The organism is Leptogranulimonas caecicola (genome assembly GCF_023168405.1).
In the GTDB taxonomy this organism is placed as follows: Bacteria; Actinomycetota; Coriobacteriia; order Coriobacteriales; family Atopobiaceae; genus Leptogranulimonas; species Leptogranulimonas caecicola.
Genome location: NZ_AP025285.1, coordinates 1,584,160 through 1,603,367, shown reverse-complemented (window position 1 = coordinate 1,603,367; position 19,208 = coordinate 1,584,160). Strand labels below are relative to the sequence as shown.

Below are 19,208 nucleotides of genomic sequence, written 5' to 3'. Positions count from 1 at the left end.
GCGAGGGAGGAAGGGGCATCAGAGAGGGGATCTGTCCTTTAAATGGCGTAGCCTATGACGTAGACTGTCATAAATCTCAAAAAATATGACGCGCAATATCATATAGGCCTCCTATAGCTGGGAGAGCTGTTTCCAATGCGCTAGGGTGAGGCTGAAGCAAGGGAGAGATCATGAGCTATGTACAGGTAACCAACGAGATAGGCGCGCTCAGACGGGCGATCGTTCATCGCCCAGGGCGAGAAACCCAGCAGACGGCCCACGGAGACTTTTTCCAGGCGTTTCCTTTGCGCCCAGGCCGCAGCAGCTTTGACCTTGAGCAGGCCCAGCGGGAACACGATGCGTTGGTGGGCGTGCTCAAGGCTCATGATGTAGAGGTGATCGAGGTCTGCGACGCGCTGCAACAGACTCTGGAGGCTTCGCCTGAGGCCCGCCAGGAACTCGTGGACGCCTTTGTGGCCGACAGCCCCGTAGAGGGCGCCGAGCTCACCGGCGCCCTGCGCGACTATTTCTTGTCCCAAGGCAGCCCCGCACAACTGGTGCAATCCCTCTATGACGGGGTGCGCTACGGCCAGACCAACTTGGCGAGCCCTGCGTCCTTTCCCTTGGCGCAGCGCACCGACACCGCCTTCGACCCCGAACTTTTCCTCTCGCGCCCCATGAACACCAGCTTTTTTGTGCGTGATCCCGTTACGGCTATCGGCCGAGGGCTTACTTGCAACTCCATGTACTGGCGCGACCGTACCCGCGAGGTGGATCTCTACCAGATCCTCCTGCGCCATCTGCCGGCGTTTAGCTCCACGCCCCAATGGCTCGACCACAGCTGCTCGTTTCATATCGAGGGCGGCGACCTTATCAACCTTACCGACAAAAGCCTGGCCATAGGGCTTTCCAGCCGCACCGAGGGCCCCGCCATCGACGTGCTTGCCCGCCATTTGCTTTGGGGCTCTAGGGATGGTGCGCCATCCGGCGACGCAGCTCCTATGCCCGCCTCAGATATCAAGGACATCTACGTGATCCCCGTCCCCGGTACCGGGAACCGCCTGCATTTGGACACCTATCTAGCTCGCGTGGACTGCGACACCTTCCTGATGGATCGCAGCCTGGCCGAGCAAGGCCCCCTCCTGCGCCTCCATCGCGGACGCAAAAAAGGCGAGGTGCGCATCGAGGAGGAGCGCGGCGGCCTCAAGGCTATGCTCAAGCGCGCCCTTCACCAGGGTCCCCTAAAGTTCATCGAGGTAGACGGTACCGACAGCTCCTTGGCCGCCGAGCTGGCAGGCGAGGCCATCGGCGTTTTGTGCCTTGCTCCCGGGGTGCTCTGTGTAAGCCAGGGCAACCTGCGCGTCAACGACTTGCTGGAGAAAGCGGGCCTCGACATCATCGCTGTCCCCACCATCGAGCTCACCGACGGCTTTGGCGGCCCCGGCAGCCTTGCATTGCCGCTCTGGCGCGAGACTGTGGAGTGACCTCCATGTCTGTGGGCGAGAACATACGCCACCTGCGCCGGCAAAAGGGCCTCTCGCAAACGGCCTTTGCCCAATTGGTGGGGACAACTCAAGAAACCGTCTCCCGGTGGGAGCGCGACGCCATCTTCTTGCGCAAAGACTCCCTGGCTCGCATCGCTGCGGCGTGCGGAGTTACCGTCGAAGAGATCCTTGGAGGACCTCGCGCAATCTCTCAAGCGCTAGATGCCGATGAGGCAACTTGCGCTTCTGCCGAGAAGACCAAAGCTACGTTGCTGGCTGCCTGCCAATACCCCTGCTATCGCAACATCCGCTCTGGCAACGGCACCACGTTGGTACGCAAAGGCAGTGCCTATGCGCCTCCCGATATCGCCCAGCGCCACCCCAACGCCCTCTTTGTAGTGATGGATTCTGGCGCCATGAACAAGGTGTACCCCGCAGGCTCGCTGCTGCTGGTGGATCCTCAAGTGGCACCCTATAACGGCTGCTCTGTGGTGGTGCTTGTAGACGATGCCAACGTAGTGATACGCCGCTATATGGCCAATGGCAGCGTAGCCATGCTCTCTACCTGGTCTCACGAAAGGGGCACTCCCGATCTCATAGTGGAGCAGCGCTCTTTGCGCCTGTGTGGCGTGGTGGTGTGGTACCAGGCCGCACGCGACGTGGAAGGAGCCTGAGAAAGAGCCAGGAGAGCTCCCGGCGAAGTTAGGAAGGTGAGGGGCGAGATAGCTGTGAAGAACCAAGAAGGGCCAAGGCCAACGATCAATGGGCCAAGAAAAGAGGGGTGACAGACCCTCAGAAAACTATCTACGTTAGCTACAAATGAACATGGCTAATGTGAAAAAAGCGCACATTAGCCATGTCTTAGATTGATACAAGTGAAGTAAGTATTTTGAGGGGCTGCGATATGAACTCTGGCTGCTAAGGGTTTTTCAGATGATCTCTAAAGCTGTCCATGTGCTCCCTCTTCCTAAGAAGTACTAACTATGGGCTCTACCTGTGTGATCTGTGCCCCAGTCATTCCTTAGGGAGCGGTCCTCTTTTCTCCAGAGGTTGCAAACAGATCTAATTTGATGGGCATCCAGAGAGGAGAACTTTGTCTCCCGATTTCCAAGGAGCCGCATCATGCTCAAAGGTCGTTCTTCGGGTGTAAGTGTGCTTAAAAAATCGATGATCGCTCGAGTATTGGGGCAATACTTGAGAATCTCGGTGGCAGTGCGTTGGCGCGAAAGTACGGGGAGGCCGTCGACTACCCTCACATCTTCAGGCTTGATTGCATGCTTGAACAAGTGGATGCCTTTGTTGCGAGTCTGCTTGCGTTCGATGCTGGCAAAGGCATAGGGTTTGGGATCAAACTCGTCGAATCCGTAGAGCCAGGCAGCAGTTTCACGAGAGACCACGTAATCGGTGTTATCTAGCTTGCGCTTCCAAGCGGGAGTTTTGGGATCCAAAGAAAGCCATGCGGCATAGACAGGTTCCTCTCGCAGCGCTGGCGCCGTAGCGGCTCGGTAGACGCCGCGTGCAATGGGAACGATTTGCTGGTGGGCGGCAAGGCGAGTAAGAGTGGTGCGGTTAACACCGACTTCCTGGGCTTGTGCCGAAGTAAATAACCCCTTTTGGCGAGCACATAGGTCGCTGAGCTTATTGAGAGCATCCAGTGCCTTCATAGTGATCCTTCCTCGGTGCGAGCCATCGGCATCAATATAGGAAGGCCCAGGTATACTAGGCCTTCTTGCATCAATAAGTGCATCTTACTACAATTGCAACACATTAGGTAGCAAAAGTAGATAGTTTTTTGAGGGCATCAAAACGCATGTTCTAATCCGGGAATCCACTTTCATTCAGTAACCCGTTCTCATTTGCAGTTGTTCGCGTTCGTGCAGCGGTTCTCAACCGAGAAGCGCATCCCATGCCATCCCATATGTCCACAGAAAAGCGGCCCATGCCCCTAAAGACATGAACCGCTTGGTGTCAAGGGATCGTGCTAGGCGCTCAGCCCCTGCTTGCAGTGGCAGTGTTTCTCGGCAGGTCAACCGCAGCGGGCCGGGCGCAGTGCGTCTAGTCGATGCGCAGGCTTACATCCTTGAGCTGGGCCGCAGAGACCTCGGAGGGCGCGCCCTGCATGAGGTCGGAGCCGCTGGAGGTCTTGGGGAAGGCCATGACGTCGCGGATGGAGTCGGCGCCTACCAAAAGCATGCATACGCGGTCGAGGCCCAGGGCAAAGCCGCCCATGGGAGGCGCGCCAAAGGAGAGGGCCTCAAGCAGGAAGCCAAATTGCTCCTGGGCGCGCTCGGGGGTGAAGCCCAGGCGCTCGAGGACCTTCATCTGCAGGTCGGCGTTGTGGATACGCAGGCCGCCGCCGCCAGCCTCGAAGCCGTCCATGACAAAGTCATAGGTGTAGGAGCCTACGGCCAGAGGGTCGGTGTCGATGAGGGGGATGTCGGCCTCAACCGGCAGGGTGAAGGGATGGTGCTCCGCGGAGTAGCGGTTCGCCTTCTTGTCGTAGGCGAACATGGGGAAGTCCACTACCCAGAGGAAGTCGTGGCCCTCGCGGGGGATATCCAGCGCGTTGGCCATGTGGGTGCGCATGCCGCCCAGGATGGTGTCTGCCTCCAGGCGCTCGGTGGCGGCAAACATCACCAGGTCGCCAGGCTCTACCTGAGCGCGCTCGCGAAGGGCTGCCATCTCGTCGTCGGAGAAGAACTTGACGATGGGGGAGTTCACCGAGCCGTCCTCGCGGAAGGCGATCCAAGCCAGGCCCTTGGCGCCCAAGTCCTTTGCCACTTTCTCCAGCTTGTCGATCTGCGCGCGGGGCCATGCGCCAGCGCCCTTGGCGTTGATGCACTTGACTACCTGGCCGGGAGTGGTGGCGGCGCTGGCAAAGACCTTGAACTGGGAGGCGGTGAAGATGTCGCTCACGTCCACCAAGGTCATGCCGTAGCGGGTGTCGGGCTTATCGGAACCGTAGGTGTCCATGGCCTCCCAGTAGGGCATGCGGCGCAGGGGGCTGGGCATATCGACGCCCACGGCGGCAAAGGCGCGCTTGAGCACGTGTTCCACCATGGACATGACGTTGTCTTGGTCCACAAAGGCCATCTCGAGGTCTACCTGGGTGAACTCCGGCTGGCGGTCGGCGCGCAGGTCCTCGTCGCGGAAGCACTTGACCACCTGGTAGTAGCGGTCCACGCCGCTCACCATAAGCAGCTGCTTCAGCAGCTGGGGTGACTGGGGCAGAGCGTAGAAGTTGCCCGGCTGGGTACGGGAAGGCACGATGAAGTCGCGGGCGCCCTCGGGGGTAGACTTGGCCAACATAGGGGTCTCTACCTCGAGGAAGTCATTGTTGTGCAACGCCTCGCGGACGGCGAAGGTGAAATCGTTGCGCACCTTGAGGTTGTGCTGCATCTGGGGACGGCGCAAATCCAGGTAGCGGTAGCGAAGACGGGTGTCCTCGGCAGTGTCGATGTTGTCCTCAATCTGGAAAGGCGGCGTCTTGGAGGTGTTGAGCACCACGATCTCGTGTACTAGCACCTCGATCTCGCCGGTGGGCAGATTGGGGTTGGCGGTATCCTCCGGGCGATGACGCACGGTGCCGCTCACCATGATGGGCCACTCGGGGCGAATGTCCTCGGCCGTATGGAAGGCCTGGCCGCCGGAGTTGTCGGGGTCAAAGGTGAGCTGGGTGAGGCCGGTGTTGTCGCGCAGGTCCACAAAGATGAGGCCACCATGGTCGCGGCGGCGCCATACCCAGCCACAAAGCGTGACGTCCTGGCCAATGTCTTGGGCGCGGAGCTGGCCGCAGGTATGGGTTGCCATGGAGTAAGAAGACACGGTGAAATCCCTTCGTCTTGCCGCCCCCTGCAGGGTCGGGCGGTGAATGATAGACGGGGCGCTTCAGGCGTAGACGGCACCTGAGCGCACGCGGTTATCTATCATAGCAACGAGGCCGCGCTCTTGGGGCTGCTGCCCAGATTCGCCAACAGTTGGAAAGGAAGCGGAAACCCATGTACAACGCTGCGGTATTCGATTTGGACGGAACCATCCTGGATACGCTAGACGACCTCCAGCTGGCGCTCAACCACACCCTGGACGCCCATGGGTTCCCGCTCTATACGTTGGCCCAGGTGCGCGCCATGGTAGGAAACGGCCTGCGCAAGCTCATGCTGGACGCCTGCCCGGCCGGCACCCCGCAGCCAGAGGTGGACAGCGTCTTCGACGACTTTTGCGCCTACTATGCCATCCACTGCAATGACCACACCCATCCCTACCCGGGCATTCCTCAGATGATCGAGCATCTGCGCGCCGCCGGCGTGAAGTGCGCCGCCGTGTCTAACAAGGGCGACTTCGCCGTGCGCGAGCTCATGGAGCTCCATTTTCCCGGCGCCTTCGACTTTGTGCTGGGCCAGCGAGACGACATCCCCAGAAAGCCCGACGCCGCCATGGTCTACCTGGCCCTCGACTCCATGGGAGTCTCTCGCGACACGGCTTGCTACGTGGGCGACTCCGAGGTGGACATCCTCACCGCGAAAAACTCCCAAATCCCCTGTATCTCTGTGACCTGGGGCTTCAGGGATCCTGACTTCCTTGCCGAGAAGGGCGCCGCCCTCCTGGTAGATACGGTGCCTCAGCTTGAGGAGGCCATCTGTCAGGGATAGAACAGGGCTTATAGAACAAAAAGCGTGCTTTGATAAGGGGGTGTTGACCTGCGTCAGACCTACGTCAGATCTGCGCCAACACCCCTTATCCTGTAGGCCAAAAACCTGTAGACCAAATCTACCTTCATTATTTATAAGTACTCTTTGCGCTCAAAAGGGGGCAGTGTGAAAGTAGTACTGCTTTCACACTGCAAAACCCCGGCTAAATCATGGAAGGTCAAAAAGTAGACCTACCTGTGAGATGAGGACCCGGGGCAGATGAAGTTTGGACTGAGTGTCACTTCATGCCTGCTAAGCATCACTTTGCGCCTACTAAGTACTTAGTAGGTCGATTTTGCCCAAAATCTGCACCACTATTTATTTAAGTAATTAATTTCCCAAGCTCACAGAGTTGGTTTCATATTAAATTGTACTTAGTAGGCGCGTGCTGGAGGAGATGTACTTAGTAGGCGCCAGCGCTGTCGCTCCTCTGCATCTTGGTCCCGCAGACCCCACAGATCGCCTTCTTTCATCAAGCTCTCCTACCTTCAGGATATAGCGGCTCGATTTTGCAGCCTTTAGCTGGGGCACCGCTGCATTTGATAGCACACCCGCTGCCCGAGTCCCCGTGTTCAAATTTGCCTTCCGGATTTAAACACCCAAAAAAGGATGTTGACCTGCGTCAACGTCCCAATTCACAGCATGCTTTTTGTCCTGTAAGCCCGAAAGGCGGCAGGCCCAGGTGGCCCACCGCCTTTGAATACAGATAAAACAATCAGTCAAACCAGGACTCTGGCTATGTGGCCGGCGAGTCGAAGGCTGGGCTTACTCCTCTGATGCAGCCATCTCTGCCTCTACCTCGGAGCGAGGCTTGGTGCTGGCGTAGAAGGTGACTTGGTCTGCAACATCTTCGACAGTCTTGCCGTCAAGCCAGGGGAGGCTCAAAAACTCGCCGATGGTGGGGACGAGCTCAGAGCAGTCAGTGTAGTGGCCCTTGTGATTGAGGACTGAGGTGTCCTGGGCGCGCCAGTAGTGAGCGTTGACATCGGTGAGGTAGTACATGGCGTCATCTAGGCCCATGTAGACCGAGTGGTTGTGGCTCAGGTAGTTGGCGAGCCCGTCGTAGTTCAAATCGAGCGCTTCTTCTGCTCTTACACCCATGGCTGGTCCTTTCCTCGAAGGGGATAAAAAACGCGTTGCCAAACGTGCAGGGGTCGTGCGTAGATTCGATGCTAGCCTACCTCTGGTGTATCAGTGGCAGATTCTTGAAAGCTTGCAAAACCCAATCCGTGAACGATGCGCCATTGGCTGGAAGCGGTTTTGGAGCTTTTTCGCGCGCGTTTTGTGCTATGGGCTACTGGTTGCGCACTTGATAGGATGGCAGGGCTTCTCGGTCAGAGGGCGAAGGGGCAGGGCCCACATGCGCGCAGGGATTAGCGTCGGGTGCTCGCGGTGGTGTTGACGTTGACGAAGCAGTCGGGGAAGTCGGAGATGAGCTGCTCGATGTAGGTGGCGTAGTTGGAGAGGTATTCGTGGATGGCAGCGGCCACCTCGACGCGGTTCTCGCCGCCGTTCTCCAAAAAGCCCAGCACTTTGCGGAAGGGCTCGGTGGAGGGCTTGGTGTAGCCAAAAAGCACACCCATATTGCAGCAGCGCCTAAAGGAGCAGCCGGTTTTTTGCAGGGACTCCCAGACGTAGCCTTTGGCTGCGGCCTCGTAGGCGGTGCGGTGGAACTCCTCGTTGAGCTCGATGTATTTGGCCTCGTTGTAGGGGATGGCCAGCGACTCGTCCATGGCGTCTACCAAGCGGTGCAGCTCATCCAGCGTAGGCTGGGTGATCACGCGAGCCAGCTGGGTGACCACCAGAGGCTCCACGGCTACGCGCATGTAGAAGGATTGGCGCAGCTGGCTTACCGAGATGCGCGAGACATGGGTGGCGCTTTGGGGGGCCACCTCTACCAGAGAGCGGTCGCGCAGAAGGCCCATGGCCTCATGGACGGGGGTGCGGGAGACCTCTAGGATCTCTGCCACGGAAGACTCGCGGATCCAAGCTCCCGGAGGCATATAGAGCATGAGGATGTTGTAGGAAAGCACCCGGTAGGCATAGGCCGAGCCGGATTCTTTGTCTTTGCGAGGAAAGATCCGCATGCAGTCTGCCGCGCTTACTCCTGCGCGGCCAACAAGTTTAGTGCGAGGCTCTGGCATGCCACTCTCCTAAGGACTACGGCTCTCTATGAAACCCTAGAATATCAGTTTTCCTGAAGAGATGCCCCTGCCATTGGCGAGCTGTGGAGAGCTGCTGATGAGCGACTCCTCATTTTGGGAGAGCGACTGGGCGCGGGGATGGCGAGTTACCTGCCGAGAAGCGCCTCTACCCTCAATGCCAGGCCCCCTGCGTCGAAAGAAGGGACGTCTCCCTTAAAACATGCCGGCCTAAAAGTAAATAATGGTTTACTTCTCAAAAGTTAGCTGTATCATACAAATTGAGTTAGCGATGTATAACTTTGGAGATGACCAGCTATGAATACCGCAACTCTATCCTTCGCGTCGCGAGAGGCAGGCAGGCGCCGCATGGCTGAGGCGCCTGTCGCGAGCTCTGGGGGCGGTCCTGCTCTGCCTCTTTCGCTGGCCAATCCGGGATCTGTGCTCACGGTGCGCAAGGTGCGCAGAGGCGCGGCTGCCCAGCACTTGGCGAACCTAGGGTTTGTAGAGGGGGCGCAGGTGCGGGTGGTCAACCAAACCTCCGCAGGCACCATTGTGAGCATCAAGGGGTCGCAGCTAGGCCTGGATCGCGACACTGCCCGCCAGGTGATGTGCTGCTAGAAAGGCGCGTCAGTCAGCGCGGCTGCCTGGGTGATGGATGCGCCCAAAAGATATCGCAGCTGCCTGCCATAACAAATCAACCTGCAAAGAAGAAAGGAGCCTTCATGGCCCATCCTCTCACGTTGGCTCAGATCCCTGTGGGGCAGTCCTGCAAAGTGCTCAAGCTCACGGGCAGCGGCCAGCTCAAGCGCCGCATCATGGACATGGGTATCACCAAAGGAGCCCGGGTGGACGTCAAAAAGGTGGCGCCTTTGGGCGACCCTTTAGAGCTCACGGTGCGTGGCTACCAGCTGTCCATTAGAAAAGACGAGGCAGCACTGGTGGAGGTGGAGCCCACCGTCTGCTAGCAAGCTTTGTATTGGCAAGGGTTTGTCGGCAGCAGACCCTGGCTCCTGCATCTAAAGGCCTTTAAGGCAGAGGGTCGCCCGCCCTCAGCGCTACGAAAGGGAACACCTTGGACACAACTTTGAACATTGCCCTGGCGGGAAACCCCAACTGCGGCAAGACTACCCTGTTTAACGAGCTCACCGGCTCCAACGGTTACGTGGGCAACTGGCCCGGCGTCACGGTGGAGAAGCTGGAGGCGCCGCTGCGCGAAGACAGGCACGTGGTGCTCTGCGACCTGCCTGGCATCTACTCGCTCTCCCCCTACTCCCCGGAGGAGGTGGTGAGCCGCGACTATCTGTTGAGCGGGGAGCCTGCGGTGGTCATCGACGTGGTAGATGCCACCAACCTGGAGCGCAACCTCTACCTCACCACCCAGATCCTGGAGTGCGGCCTTCCCTGCGTGGTGGCCCTGAACATGGTGGATCTGGTGGAAAAGGCCGGCGACAAGATAGACGTCCAGGAGCTTTCGGCTCGCTTGGGCTGCCCGGTGGTGCCCATCAGCGCCCTGCGTCGGCGCAATTTGGACGAGCTTGTGGCCGCCGCTAAGCATGCTGCTGCCGAGAAGGGCCAGCCTCCGGTGGCAGATCTCTTCTCGGCGCCGGTGGCTGGTGCGGTGCAGGAGATCTCCCAGGTGATCGCTGGCTTTGTGCCTCGCAAGTCCCAGCTTGCTTGGTATGCGGTGAAGGCCTTCGAGGGAGAGCGGCAGGCGCTGGAGGCGTTGGGATTGCCTGCGGCCTCTGTGGCTGCGGTGGATGCGGCGCGCGCAGGCGTCGAGGCCCAGCTGGACGACGACGCCGAGTCTCTGGTGACCAACGACCGCTACGCCTGGATCGAGCGCCTTATGGACCAGTGCGTCACCAAGGCGCCGCAGGCGCTCACCACCTCGGAAAAGATCGACCGCGTAGTCACCAACTGCTGGCTGGGACTGCCCATCTTTGTGGCTGTGATGGTTCTGGTGTACTTCTTGGCGGTCTCCACGGTGGGCACCTGGGGCACCGACTGGGCAAACGACGGCCTCTTTGGCGACGGTTGGTTTGTTAACCCTGCCCAGGCTGCAGCCTATGAGGAGGCTCAAAAGGCCTATGCCGAGAAGGACTACGGCGCTGCCGTCGAGGGGTATCTGGCTGCCGCCGAGGAGGCCGGAGTGGACACTTCCGGTGTGGCTGAAGCCATCGAGCAGGGCGGCAGCGCTGCGGTGGAAGACTTCGCCTCGCGGGCAGCGGCGGCTGGCGTGGTGGCTCACGACGTGCCCCTGCATGACGAGGACGGCAACTTCTTGTCCACCGAGGGCGACGTGGTGTTGGCCAATGCTGCCGATGAGCCCCAGCTCAAAGCCGGGCAGGCGCTGGCCTATCATGAGCCGGTGGATTCGGCGGCATTTTTGGAGGCAGCCAATGCCCAAGAGCCCATCCCCGGCGAGTACGGCTGGTATGTGCCGGGCATCCCGACAGTGGTGGGGGAGTGGCTCGACAGCTTGGGAGCTTCCGACCTGGTGAAGTCTTTGGTGCTTGACGGCGTCGTGGGCGGCGTGGGCTCCATCTTGGGCTTCTTGCCTCAGATGATCGTGCTCTTCTTGCTGCTGTGCTTCTTGGAAGACTGCGGCTACATGAGCCGCGTGGCCTTTGTGATGGACCGTGCCTTCAGGCGCTTTGGGCTCTCTGGCAAGAGCTTCATCCCGCTTTTGGTGTCCTCTGGCTGCGGCGTGCCTGGCGTACTGGCCACCAAAACCATCGAGAACGACCGCGACCGCCGCATGACCGTCATGCTCACCACCATGATCCCCTGCGGCGCCAAGACCCCAATCATCGCGCTATTGATGGGCGTGCTTATCGGCGGCACCGAGGGTTGGTGGATCGCCCCCTTCTTCTACTTTTTGGGCCTGACCGCGGTGATTGTGAGCGCCATCATGCTCAAGAAGACCAAGCCCTTCGCCGGAGAGCCCGCCCCCTTTGTGATGGAGCTTCCGGCCTATCACCTGCCGGCCGCCAAAGCCTACTTCCTCCATGTGTGGGAGCGCGTCTCGGCATTCATCAAGAAGGCTGGCACCATCATCTTCGCTGCCAGCGTGGGCATTTGGTTCTTGTCCAACTTTGGGCTGGCCGGTTGGGAAGGCGGTTCGGGCGCCTTTGGATTCTTGCCCTCCATGGCCGATGCGCCCGAGAACTACATGGACTTCTCGGTGTTGGCGGGCGTGGGCTCGGCCATTGCCTGGATCTTTGCCCCGCTTGGCTTTGGCACCTGGCAGGCGGCGGCCTGCTCTCTGTCTGCCTTGATCGCCAAAGAGAACCTGGTGTCCACCTTTGGCGTGCTCTTTGGCCTGGGGGAGGTGGGCGAGGGGTCCACGCTGCTGTGGGCTACCTTCCAGCAGATGTTCACTGTGGCCGGCACCTTCTCGCTGGGCGCCATGCTGGCCTTTGTGGCCTTTAACATGCTGGACGCCCCCTGCTTCGCCGCCATAGGCACCATTAGGCGCCAGATGGCTGACCCCAAATGGTTCTGGGTTGCCATTGGCTACCAGTGCGGCTTCGGCTGGGTGGTAGGCCTCATCATCAACCAGCTCTGGGAGCTCTTTGCCCTGGGTCATTTTGGGGTTTGGACGGTGGTGGCGCTGGCAGCTTTGGCAGCTATCCTCTTCCAGCTCTTCCGCCCCACGCCCAAGTATGGGCAGGAAGCCTCGAGGGAGGTCAAAGAAGCTGCCTAGACGGCTGCGAGGGTTGCGGGCCTTGCGATCCCAGTCGCGTCACTTATTGCCATATATACAAACTGGCGTTCTCTCTGCGCAGGCGCTCCTGGCTTCCTCTCCGCCGGGAGCGCCTTTTGCATAAGGGGTCACTAAAAAGCGCCTGGTCGCAGCGAGCGTAGTTCTCGGCAACGAGAGAGGGCGCAGGCCAGGGCCAGCTGTTGGGCATCGGAGGGGTTTTGCCAGGAAAGCCCTGTGAGCCGGGCGGCGGCATTGAGCCTGTAGCGCAGGGTGTTGGGATGCTGGCCTAGGGCGACGGCGCAGGCCGCGATGTGTTGGCCATGCTCCCACCAGCTCAAAAGGGTGGGGGCCAAAGAGGTGCCGTGCTCGGCGTCGTGGTCGCGCAACGGATCCAAGATTTGATGCTCGAACCGCTCCATGGCCTCGTCTTGGGCCACCGGGAGAAGCGCTCGCAGTATCCCCAGGTCCTCATAGCAGGTCTCGCGGGCATCTTGAAGCATGGCAGCTCCTGCGCTGTCCCAGGCCTCGCGGACGGCCTCTCCTAACTCATTCAAATGCTTATGCATAGTACTGGCTCCCAATGCCAGTACCGCCAGCTCCTCCGGCAGCTCTGGCATCGATGCACAGTAATCCAACAGACGATGGGGATCCGGCGCGCTGTCTTGATCTGTGGCCACGAGCAGCGCTCCCTGATCGTAGGCAATCACGGTAGAACTAGGGCCTCCACCTGGTCCTTTGTGCCACCAGCGCTGGATGGACGCAAGCGCTTGCGGATCCAGCGGCCCATCGCAGCCCATCCACACCACGCTGCAGCTTTCTCCAAAGGAGGGGCAAAGAGTCAGGGCCAACCGACGGCGCTCTGAAGGGTCTGTAGCCATCAACAATGCATCTACGGCACGGCGAGAGAATCCCGCTTCTTCCATGGCGGCCGCAGCGGAAGCCACTTCATAGACTATGCAGTCAAAATACGCCTGATCACTTGTGGTAACAAACAATGGAAAGTCACGAGTATTGGCATAGCGCACAGCCTGTTCTGGCAGGGGCAGATGCAAGACGTTTTTAAACACCAGCCCGCTGGCATCTTTGGCTACCAAACGCTTGATGGCCTCGACTATGAGGTAGGGATCGTCTTTGGCGTAGAGAAACGTGCTCAATACCAGCTGCTCACTATGGAAGTTGTCCCGCTCGTAGCGCTCTTTGAGGCCTGCCATGAACTCATAGTCCAAGATGCCCACGTCATGGATGGGGCGCGCCAGTCCTCCCGAGCCTGCCACCAGCTTCACTTGACCCTTATGGGAAGCCAAAAAAACCGAGACGGTATAGCGCATAGCTGCATCCCTTTGCCAAATTATTAGACCTGCCGATAAAAACAACCACTGCAAATTGTAGTTCACGCCATAAAAACGCTCTCGACAGGAGAGCGGCGTTGTCGGCACTATGAGGCCAACGGTTCAGGCGCCCTGGCAAGCGGCGCCCCAAGGCGCGCTCTACTGCAACCCTGTACAAGAAAGGATCTCTCATGGCCAAGATGCTCGTGCTCTCTGCCCAAGACATCTCCCAGGTATTCACCATCTCAGACGCTCTCACGGCAGTCGAGGAGGCCTACGTCCAGAAAGCTCAGGGCTCTGCTGCGGCCTGGCCTATGGTCTATGCGGCTTTCGAGCCCGGTGAGGCCGACATGGACATTCGCTCCGGCGACCTGGCGGCTGCAGGACTCTTTGGCCTCAAGCTCACCGCCTGGTTCTCCCGCAATCCCGAGCGCAGCTTGCCTGAGATCTATGGCACCACGCTTTTGGCCAGCGATCGCACTGGCGAGCCTTTGGCGCTGCTCAATGCTTCAGCCATTACCGGCCTGCGCACTGGAGCTGCGGGGGCTCTGGGCGTCCGTACTCTGGCGCGTCCGGACTCCACCACGCTGTCGCTGGTGGGCATGGGCCATCAGTGCCCCTATCAGGTAGCTGCTGCATTGGCCGCGATGCCCCAGCTCAAGACGGTGCTTTTGTCGGATCCCCGCGCAGATGGCCCGCGCACCCATAGGGTTGAGGAGATCGAGGCCCAGGTGGCAGCTCTTCTCGGCAAGGCGGGAATCGAGCGCGACGTTGTGATGGAGGCAACAAGCGTAAAGGACGCCGTGCGACAGGCCGACGCGGTGATCTGCGTGACCCCGGCCACCACTCCGGTGCTCAAGGCCGAGTGGGTGCGTCCAGGCACGCACATCTCTGCGGTGGGCGCCGATATGGAAGGCAAGCAGGAGCTGCCCTGTGACCTGGTAGCCCAAGCGCGGCTGTTTGCCGACGACAGGGCGCAGTCGGTGGCTTCGGGCGAGTTCGAGGTGCCGGTGAAACAGGGCGCCATCAAGCCAGGTGCCATCGTGGCAGAGCTGGGCGAAGTGCTCGCCGGCGCTGCCCCTGGTCGTTCGAGCGACAAGGACATCACTGTCTTTGATACTTCTGGCATCGCCATCCAGGATTTGGCAGCCTCCAAAGTGGCCTACGACCGCGCGGTGGAAGCCAATATGGGCACCTGGGTGGAATTCTAGGCAGCGTTGTGCCGCAGTTCATGTTGGCTGAGGCTCGCAGGCGTTGCGTTGCAGCACCGGCGCGTAAAAATATGAATCAGGGAGAGGAACGCCATGCATATCAAGGACTTCGCAGTCGAGCAGTGGATGAATGCCTGGGAGACCAAATGTCGCTATAACGTGGCAGAGACCTGCTGCTACAGCTTGAGCTTGGAAGAACTTTTCGAACTGGCCGACGAGTCTCTGGAGGAGTTTGTGGCCAGCCGCTCCGGCCGTCGCCTCACCTACGGCGCCATCGAGGGCTCGCCGGAGTTCCTCGCCGGCGTCGCAAGCCTTTACCGCACGGTAGAACCCGAGCACATCGTGCCCACCCATGGAGCCGCCGGCGCCAACATGCTGGCACTCTCGACCCTCTGCGGCCCCGGAGATCATGTGGTGGCCGTCATGCCTACCTACCAGCAGCTTTACTCCATCCCGGCCATGTGCGGAGCCGAGGTCTCTGCCTTGCATCTTGACCGAGAAAAGCGCTACCACGTCGACCTGGAAGAGTTGCAGTCGCTGTGCCGCCCCAACACCAAGCTCATCTGCATCAACAACCCCAACAATCCCACAGGCGCGCTGCTCACCACCCAGGAGCTGCTGGATATTGTGGAAGTGGCGCGAGCTCAGGATGCGTGGCTTTTGTGCGACGAGGTCTATCGCCCGCTCAACTTCCAGGGAACCTGGCAGGAGTCGGTGTCCGACCTCTACGACAAGGCCATCGCCACCTCGTCCATGTCCAAGGCCTGGAGTCTGGCCGGCCTGCGTTTGGGTTGGGTGGCCTGCAAGGACGCCGAGCTGCGCCGGCGGCTGCTGTCCCACCGCGACTATGATTTGATCTCGTGCGGCATGATCGACGACGCTCTGGGCGCCTTCGCCCTGGCGCACAAGGACGCCATTCTGGCGCGCAGCCGCCGCATTGTGACTGCCAACCATCAAGTGCTTATGGATTGGGTGGCCTCCGAGCCTCACCTCTCGGTGGTGGAACCCGAGGGAGGCATCACCGCGCTGGTCTACTACGACTATCCTGTGGACTCCTACGAGTTCTGCACCCGCATGGTGCAGGAGACAGGCGCCCTGGTCACCCCTGGCGACTGCTTCGAAGAGCCCCGATCCATGCGTTTGGGTTACGCCTATTCCGACAACCCTGAGGCTCTTCGCGAAGGCCTTGGTGCTATCAGCGAATTTTGCCGCATCGTCGAGCGGGAGCAAGAGTAGCTCTAAGACCTGCGGAGCGGCAGCATCTCGAGGGCTCATCCTCAAGATGCTGCCGCTTTTTTGACTGCGGTGTCTTGGGCAGCCAAGCGTCGGCCGACGCGACCTTCAAGTCGCGCAGTCTCCCCACTCACGCCGCCCTGGCTGTGCGCTTAAAAAGCCACCTGCAAAAACATCTTGAAGCGCTCCGGCGCATAGACCGCATGAGGCACATTGGCGGGCATGATAATTGATTCACCTGCGGGAATGTCGTAATCAACCCCATCGATGGTAAGGCGGCCTAGGCCGTCCAGCACTGTTACCAAGGCATCGCCGCCGCTGGAATGGGTGCTGATCTCCTCGCCCTTGTCAAAGGCAAACAGTGTCATAGACACCGCATCGTTTTGCACCAACGTCTTGGAGACTACCTGGCCGTCCTGATAATCAACCAATTGCGCCAGGTTGAGCGGGGTGCTCTTCTCGATATTCTTATAACCAGCCATCAGAAATCCTTCCATATGTCCTCATGCGAGCTCTCGCAGACTCGCGTGTTCACAGCCTTGTTCCTACCTCTCATTACGGCCCTTATACTCCTGCCGAGAAAATACCCACAACTTAGTAGGAATTAAGAGGTGGAATGCAGGTTGGCAGAGAGGGAACAAACCTCCCGGCAATACACGGCTATGAAGGAGCGGCTATGGCAAGCTGGCAGGAGCGTTACGAGGCTTCTAAGTGGATCAACATCGTCTTTTGGGTATGGCTGGTGGCTGAGATAGCGCTCACCATCATGAGCTATGCAGGGATCATTCCTTTGGCAGATTATTGGGGCATCTGGTTTATCGGCAACGCTATCGTCGATACCGTGTTTGTAGTGCTTTTGGCCATGGCCGGCCAAAAGGGCATGGCCATTGCCTTTGCCGTCATCTCGGTCCTCATCCTTATGCCCTGGCCTCTTTAGGAGCTTTTCGCTAAGCCTTGTGGCCGATCGCTCCTCCTTAAGAGATGGGAGTTGGGGCTTGAAAGTCATATAGGAGAATCCATGCGATCAGAGCAGGACCTTGCTTCTACCCTCGCAGAGCTCACCGGGCGCGTTCAAGATGGGCAGGTAGACTTTGTGCCTCTCCAGCAGCTGCTGGCTCGTGGGCTGGGGGAGCCTGTCTACCTGGCTCCTGATTGCATCTACCTGCGAGGCATTGGTGCCGACGGCGGTTTTTTGTGGGCTGCCGACCCCAGGTTGGCAGCCCAAGTGCTGGCTGAATATGTACCGCCGGCACTCTTGGCGATCACAGGAAGAGAGGCGCAACAGGCCGCGCAGCAGGTGTACCCTGGCCGCTGCACGTTTATAGAGCACCTTATCTGCGCCTATCTTGAGCCCCATGCCCCTCATGTGAAGTCGCCGCTCTGCGTGCGGCCTCTCACGCCAGACTATGCTCAGACGGTGCTTTCCCACTATTCGCATCCGGAGTTTTTCACGTTGGAAGAGATCGTTCGCAGGCTGGCGGCAGGCACCGTCGACGGCGGCTTTCTGGGGGATGAGCTTGTAGGGTTTATCGGCCTTCATGATGAGGGGTCCATGGGCATGCTGGAGGTATTCCCGCAGTATCGCGGCAGGGGCTTTGGCCGCCAGCTCGAGGCGGCGAAAATCGGCGCACAGCTAGAGAGGGGATTGATCCCTTGGGCGCAGATCTTTCCTGACAACACGGCCTCCATCCACCTGCAAAAGGTATTGGGGTTGCGTTTTGGACACATGGTCCAAGGGTTTGTGCAGTGCATTAAATGATATGAACATCGAAACATAAACTTAATGGGTCATAGATGAAATACCTAAGGTTACGCGGGTAAGAGGGGGCTGAATCTGCCCACATCGTGTTGGTTAAGGATCTACAACCATGAAAGAGACGTTGCTTCAAGATTTTGAGTGGTACCTGCCCAATGACGCAAATTTTTGGAGTATCGTGGGGGAGCAAGCAGAAGACCTCAAGCGCCTAGGTTTCACCTTTGTGTGGCTGCCACCGGCGTACAAAGGGCAAGCCGGCGCCAGCGATGTGGGCTATGGCGTCTACGATCTTTTTGATTTGGGAGAGTTTGACCAAAAGGGCACGACGGCTACCAAGTACGGCACCTTGGACCAGTATTTAACAGCTATCAAAACGCTTCACGATCAGGGGCTAAAGGTCGTCGGCGACATCGTGCTCAACCACCGCATGGGGGCAGACGAAAAAGAGACTGTGCAGGTAAACGCCTGCAACCCTCAAAATCGCCTTCAAGATACCAGCGGCGAGTTTGAGGCAGACGTCTGGACCAAGTACACCTTTCCCGGGCGCAATGGGGCCCACGATGACTTTACCTGGGACGCCTCAGACTTTACCGGCACCGATCACGACGATCGCACCGGCAAAAACGAGATCCTCTCCTTTGAAGGTAAAAGCTGGAACGACAACGTAAGCAAAGAAGACGGCAACTTTGACTTCATCATGGGTGATGACGTGGACTTTTCCATGGATGAAGTGGTGGCTCAGCTTGCTACCTGGGGCCTTTGGTATACCAAGAAGGCCGAGCTTGACGGCTTTCGCGTGGACGCCGTCAAAAGCATCGATTCCAAATTCTTTGGGCCGTGGCTTCAAGAGATGTCGGAGGTGGGCAATCATCCCATCTTTGCGGTAGGGGAGTTTTGGAGCGGCGACAGCAACGATCTTAAAGGGTATCTGGCAGACAGCGGTCGCTGCATGAGGCTCTTTGACGTGCCGCTCCACTTCAAGCTGCAGCAGGCTTCTCAGCAGCCAGCCAACTACGACATGCATCAGCTTTTTGACAACACTATCACTAAAGACGATCCCGATCTCTCCTGTCCCTTTGTGGACAACCACGATACGCAGCCCGGGCAATCACTCCAAAGCTGGGTGGAGGATGGCTTTAAGTCTCGCGCTTATGCCACCATTTTGTTGAGAGACGCCCAAGCTCCCTTCGTGTTCTATGGCGATCTTTGGGGCATCCCTCACGATGGCAAGAACCCGGTGCCTTACCTGCGCGAGATGATCTGGATCCGCTCTCATCTGCTGGGCGACGAGCTGGTGGACATGAACGATTACGACCACCAAAAGATGTGCTGGTTGGTGCGCGGCGATCATCCGGTGTTTGTGATTTGGACCGGCGCTGACTGGAAGCAAAAGGACATCGTGGAGCCCACGTTGGCCGGCAAGACCTTTGTGGATGTGTGTGACCCTTCGCATCTGGTGCCTGTGTCAGAAAACGGCACTGCCAGCTTCACCTGCAGCCCCAACGGCCTGGGCATCTACATCACCTGCGAAGACTACGAGACCCTGAAGCAGGAGCTTTACTAACGGCATCCCTGTAGAGAGACGATGCTTTTTCGCCCCGCATAAGAAAAGCCCATTCCCCAACATCGTACTGGTAGCGGGGGATGGGCTTCTCGGCAGGATCAGGCTGCGAAATGGG

General features: G+C 59.0%; 17 protein-coding genes. 11 read left to right on the top strand and 6 right to left on the bottom strand.

Translation table 11 applies throughout. The features are described from left to right. Positions 1–170: 170 nt before the first annotated feature. Both OR601_RS07015 and OR601_RS07010 read left to right on the top strand, forming a co-directional pair. Positions 171–1,463, top strand: a complete 1,293-nt coding sequence (locus OR601_RS07015) for an arginine deiminase family protein (RefSeq protein ID WP_265591499.1) — start codon at positions 171–173, stop codon at positions 1,461–1,463. A gap of 5 nt (positions 1,464–1,468) precedes the next feature. Then, the gene (locus OR601_RS07010) at positions 1,469–2,137 is read left to right on the top strand and encodes an XRE family transcriptional regulator (RefSeq protein WP_265591498.1); all 669 of its coding nucleotides are present in this window, start codon (positions 1,469–1,471) and stop codon (positions 2,135–2,137) included. 303 nt (positions 2,138–2,440) lie between these two features. On the opposite strand, the gene OR601_RS07005 is transcribed toward OR601_RS07010, so the two are convergent. Both OR601_RS07005 and aspS read right to left on the bottom strand, forming a co-directional pair. Beyond that, on the bottom strand, positions 2,441–3,127 hold the full coding sequence (locus tag OR601_RS07005) for a type IV toxin-antitoxin system AbiEi family antitoxin domain-containing protein (protein ID WP_265591497.1): 687 nt from the start codon (positions 3,125–3,127) through the stop codon (positions 2,441–2,443). Positions 3,128–3,518: 391 nt separating this feature from the next. Beyond that, positions 3,519–5,273, bottom strand: coding sequence for an aspartate--tRNA ligase (gene aspS / locus OR601_RS07000; protein ID WP_136012150.1), 1,755 nt, complete (start codon positions 5,271–5,273; stop codon positions 3,519–3,521). A 188-nt stretch (positions 5,274–5,461) separates the two neighbouring features. Between aspS and OR601_RS06995 the strand changes: the two genes are divergently transcribed. Further along, entirely contained in the window at positions 5,462–6,112 is a 651-nt protein-coding gene (locus OR601_RS06995) for an HAD family hydrolase (RefSeq protein ID WP_265591496.1), read from the top strand. An 804-nt stretch (positions 6,113–6,916) separates the two neighbouring features. Here OR601_RS06995 and OR601_RS06990 read toward each other — a convergent pair. Both OR601_RS06990 and OR601_RS06985 read right to left on the bottom strand, forming a co-directional pair. Next, the gene (locus OR601_RS06990) at positions 6,917–7,252 is read right to left on the bottom strand and encodes a CDP-alcohol phosphatidyltransferase (protein ID WP_136012041.1); all 336 of its coding nucleotides are present in this window, start codon (positions 7,250–7,252) and stop codon (positions 6,917–6,919) included. A gap of 272 nt (positions 7,253–7,524) precedes the next feature. Continuing rightward, entirely contained in the window at positions 7,525–8,295 is a 771-nt protein-coding gene (locus OR601_RS06985; protein WP_265591495.1) for a GntR family transcriptional regulator, read from the bottom strand. A gap of 315 nt (positions 8,296–8,610) precedes the next feature. Here OR601_RS06985 and OR601_RS06980 point away from each other — a divergent pair, with 315 nt between their 5' ends. From OR601_RS06980 to feoB, 3 genes are all read left to right on the top strand, one after another. Beyond that, on the top strand, positions 8,611–8,913 hold the full coding sequence (locus OR601_RS06980) for a FeoA family protein (RefSeq protein ID WP_265591494.1): 303 nt from the start codon (positions 8,611–8,613) through the stop codon (positions 8,911–8,913). Positions 8,914–9,017: 104 nt separating this feature from the next. Further along, a complete protein-coding gene (locus tag OR601_RS06975) occupies positions 9,018–9,260 on the top strand; it encodes a FeoA family protein (protein WP_265591493.1) in 243 nt (80 codons plus the stop codon). A gap of 107 nt (positions 9,261–9,367) precedes the next feature. Next, positions 9,368–12,001: a ferrous iron transporter B gene (feoB, locus tag OR601_RS06970; RefSeq protein WP_265591492.1), complete on the top strand. Its 2,634-nt coding sequence runs from the start codon at positions 9,368–9,370 to the stop codon at positions 11,999–12,001. 131 nt (positions 12,002–12,132) lie between these two features. Here the strand turns inward: feoB and OR601_RS06965 are convergent, their stop codons facing one another. Beyond that, positions 12,133–13,329 (bottom strand): PucR family transcriptional regulator, encoded by a 1,197-nt coding sequence (locus OR601_RS06965; RefSeq protein ID WP_265591491.1) that lies wholly within the window; start codon positions 13,327–13,329, stop codon positions 12,133–12,135. Positions 13,330–13,520: 191 nt separating this feature from the next. Here OR601_RS06965 and OR601_RS06960 point away from each other — a divergent pair, with 191 nt between their 5' ends. Further along, positions 13,521–14,540: an ornithine cyclodeaminase family protein gene (locus OR601_RS06960; protein WP_265591490.1), complete on the top strand. Its 1,020-nt coding sequence runs from the start codon at positions 13,521–13,523 to the stop codon at positions 14,538–14,540. Between the two features lie 93 nt (positions 14,541–14,633). Further along, positions 14,634–15,776 (top strand): aminotransferase, encoded by a 1,143-nt coding sequence (locus OR601_RS06955; protein ID WP_265591489.1) that lies wholly within the window; start codon positions 14,634–14,636, stop codon positions 15,774–15,776. Positions 15,777–15,925: 149 nt separating this feature from the next. Here the strand turns inward: OR601_RS06955 and OR601_RS06950 are convergent, their stop codons facing one another. Then, positions 15,926–16,255 carry a cupin domain-containing protein gene (locus OR601_RS06950; RefSeq protein ID WP_136012048.1) on the bottom strand — a complete coding sequence of 110 codons (330 nt, stop codon included), beginning with the start codon at positions 16,253–16,255 and terminating at the stop codon, positions 15,926–15,928. Positions 16,256–16,449: 194 nt separating this feature from the next. Between OR601_RS06950 and OR601_RS06945 the strand changes: the two genes are divergently transcribed. The 3 genes from OR601_RS06945 (at position 16,450) to OR601_RS06935 (ending at position 19,093) form a co-directional block, all read left to right on the top strand. Beyond that, positions 16,450–16,710 carry a hypothetical protein gene (locus OR601_RS06945; protein ID WP_136012049.1) on the top strand — a complete coding sequence of 87 codons (261 nt, stop codon included), beginning with the start codon at positions 16,450–16,452 and terminating at the stop codon, positions 16,708–16,710. Positions 16,711–16,791: 81 nt separating this feature from the next. Continuing rightward, positions 16,792–17,532 carry a GNAT family N-acetyltransferase gene (locus OR601_RS06940; RefSeq protein WP_136012050.1) on the top strand — a complete coding sequence of 247 codons (741 nt, stop codon included), beginning with the start codon at positions 16,792–16,794 and terminating at the stop codon, positions 17,530–17,532. Between the two features lie 109 nt (positions 17,533–17,641). Then, entirely contained in the window at positions 17,642–19,093 is a 1,452-nt protein-coding gene (locus OR601_RS06935; protein WP_265591488.1) for an alpha-amylase, read from the top strand. Positions 19,094–19,208: the final 115 nt, after the last annotated feature.

Coding starts and splice junctions, on each gene's coding strand:
- OR601_RS06965 (WP_265591491.1), bottom strand. CDS start 13,329: ATGCGCTATACCGTCTCGGTTTTTTTGGCTTCCCATAAGGGTCAAGTG.
- OR601_RS06985 (WP_265591495.1), bottom strand. CDS start 8,295: ATGCCAGAGCCTCGCACTAAACTTGTTGGCCGCGCAGGAGTAAGCGCG.
- OR601_RS06945 (WP_136012049.1), top strand. CDS start 16,450: ATGGCAAGCTGGCAGGAGCGTTACGAGGCTTCTAAGTGGATCAACATC.
- OR601_RS06975 (WP_265591493.1), top strand. CDS start 9,018: ATGGCCCATCCTCTCACGTTGGCTCAGATCCCTGTGGGGCAGTCCTGC.
- OR601_RS06980 (WP_265591494.1), top strand. CDS start 8,611: ATGAATACCGCAACTCTATCCTTCGCGTCGCGAGAGGCAGGCAGGCGC.
- OR601_RS06960 (WP_265591490.1), top strand. CDS start 13,521: ATGGCCAAGATGCTCGTGCTCTCTGCCCAAGACATCTCCCAGGTATTC.
- OR601_RS06935 (WP_265591488.1), top strand. CDS start 17,642: ATGAAAGAGACGTTGCTTCAAGATTTTGAGTGGTACCTGCCCAATGAC.
- OR601_RS07015 (WP_265591499.1), top strand. CDS start 171: ATGAGCTATGTACAGGTAACCAACGAGATAGGCGCGCTCAGACGGGCG.
- OR601_RS06990 (WP_136012041.1), bottom strand. CDS start 7,252: ATGGGTGTAAGAGCAGAAGAAGCGCTCGATTTGAACTACGACGGGCTC.
- OR601_RS06940 (WP_136012050.1), top strand. CDS start 16,792: ATGCGATCAGAGCAGGACCTTGCTTCTACCCTCGCAGAGCTCACCGGG.
- OR601_RS06950 (WP_136012048.1), bottom strand. CDS start 16,255: ATGGCTGGTTATAAGAATATCGAGAAGAGCACCCCGCTCAACCTGGCG.
- OR601_RS07005 (WP_265591497.1), bottom strand. CDS start 3,127: ATGAAGGCACTGGATGCTCTCAATAAGCTCAGCGACCTATGTGCTCGC.
- OR601_RS07010 (WP_265591498.1), top strand. CDS start 1,469: ATGTCTGTGGGCGAGAACATACGCCACCTGCGCCGGCAAAAGGGCCTC.
- OR601_RS06995 (WP_265591496.1), top strand. CDS start 5,462: ATGTACAACGCTGCGGTATTCGATTTGGACGGAACCATCCTGGATACG.
- aspS (WP_136012150.1), bottom strand. CDS start 5,273: ATGGCAACCCATACCTGCGGCCAGCTCCGCGCCCAAGACATTGGCCAG.
- OR601_RS06955 (WP_265591489.1), top strand. CDS start 14,634: ATGCATATCAAGGACTTCGCAGTCGAGCAGTGGATGAATGCCTGGGAG.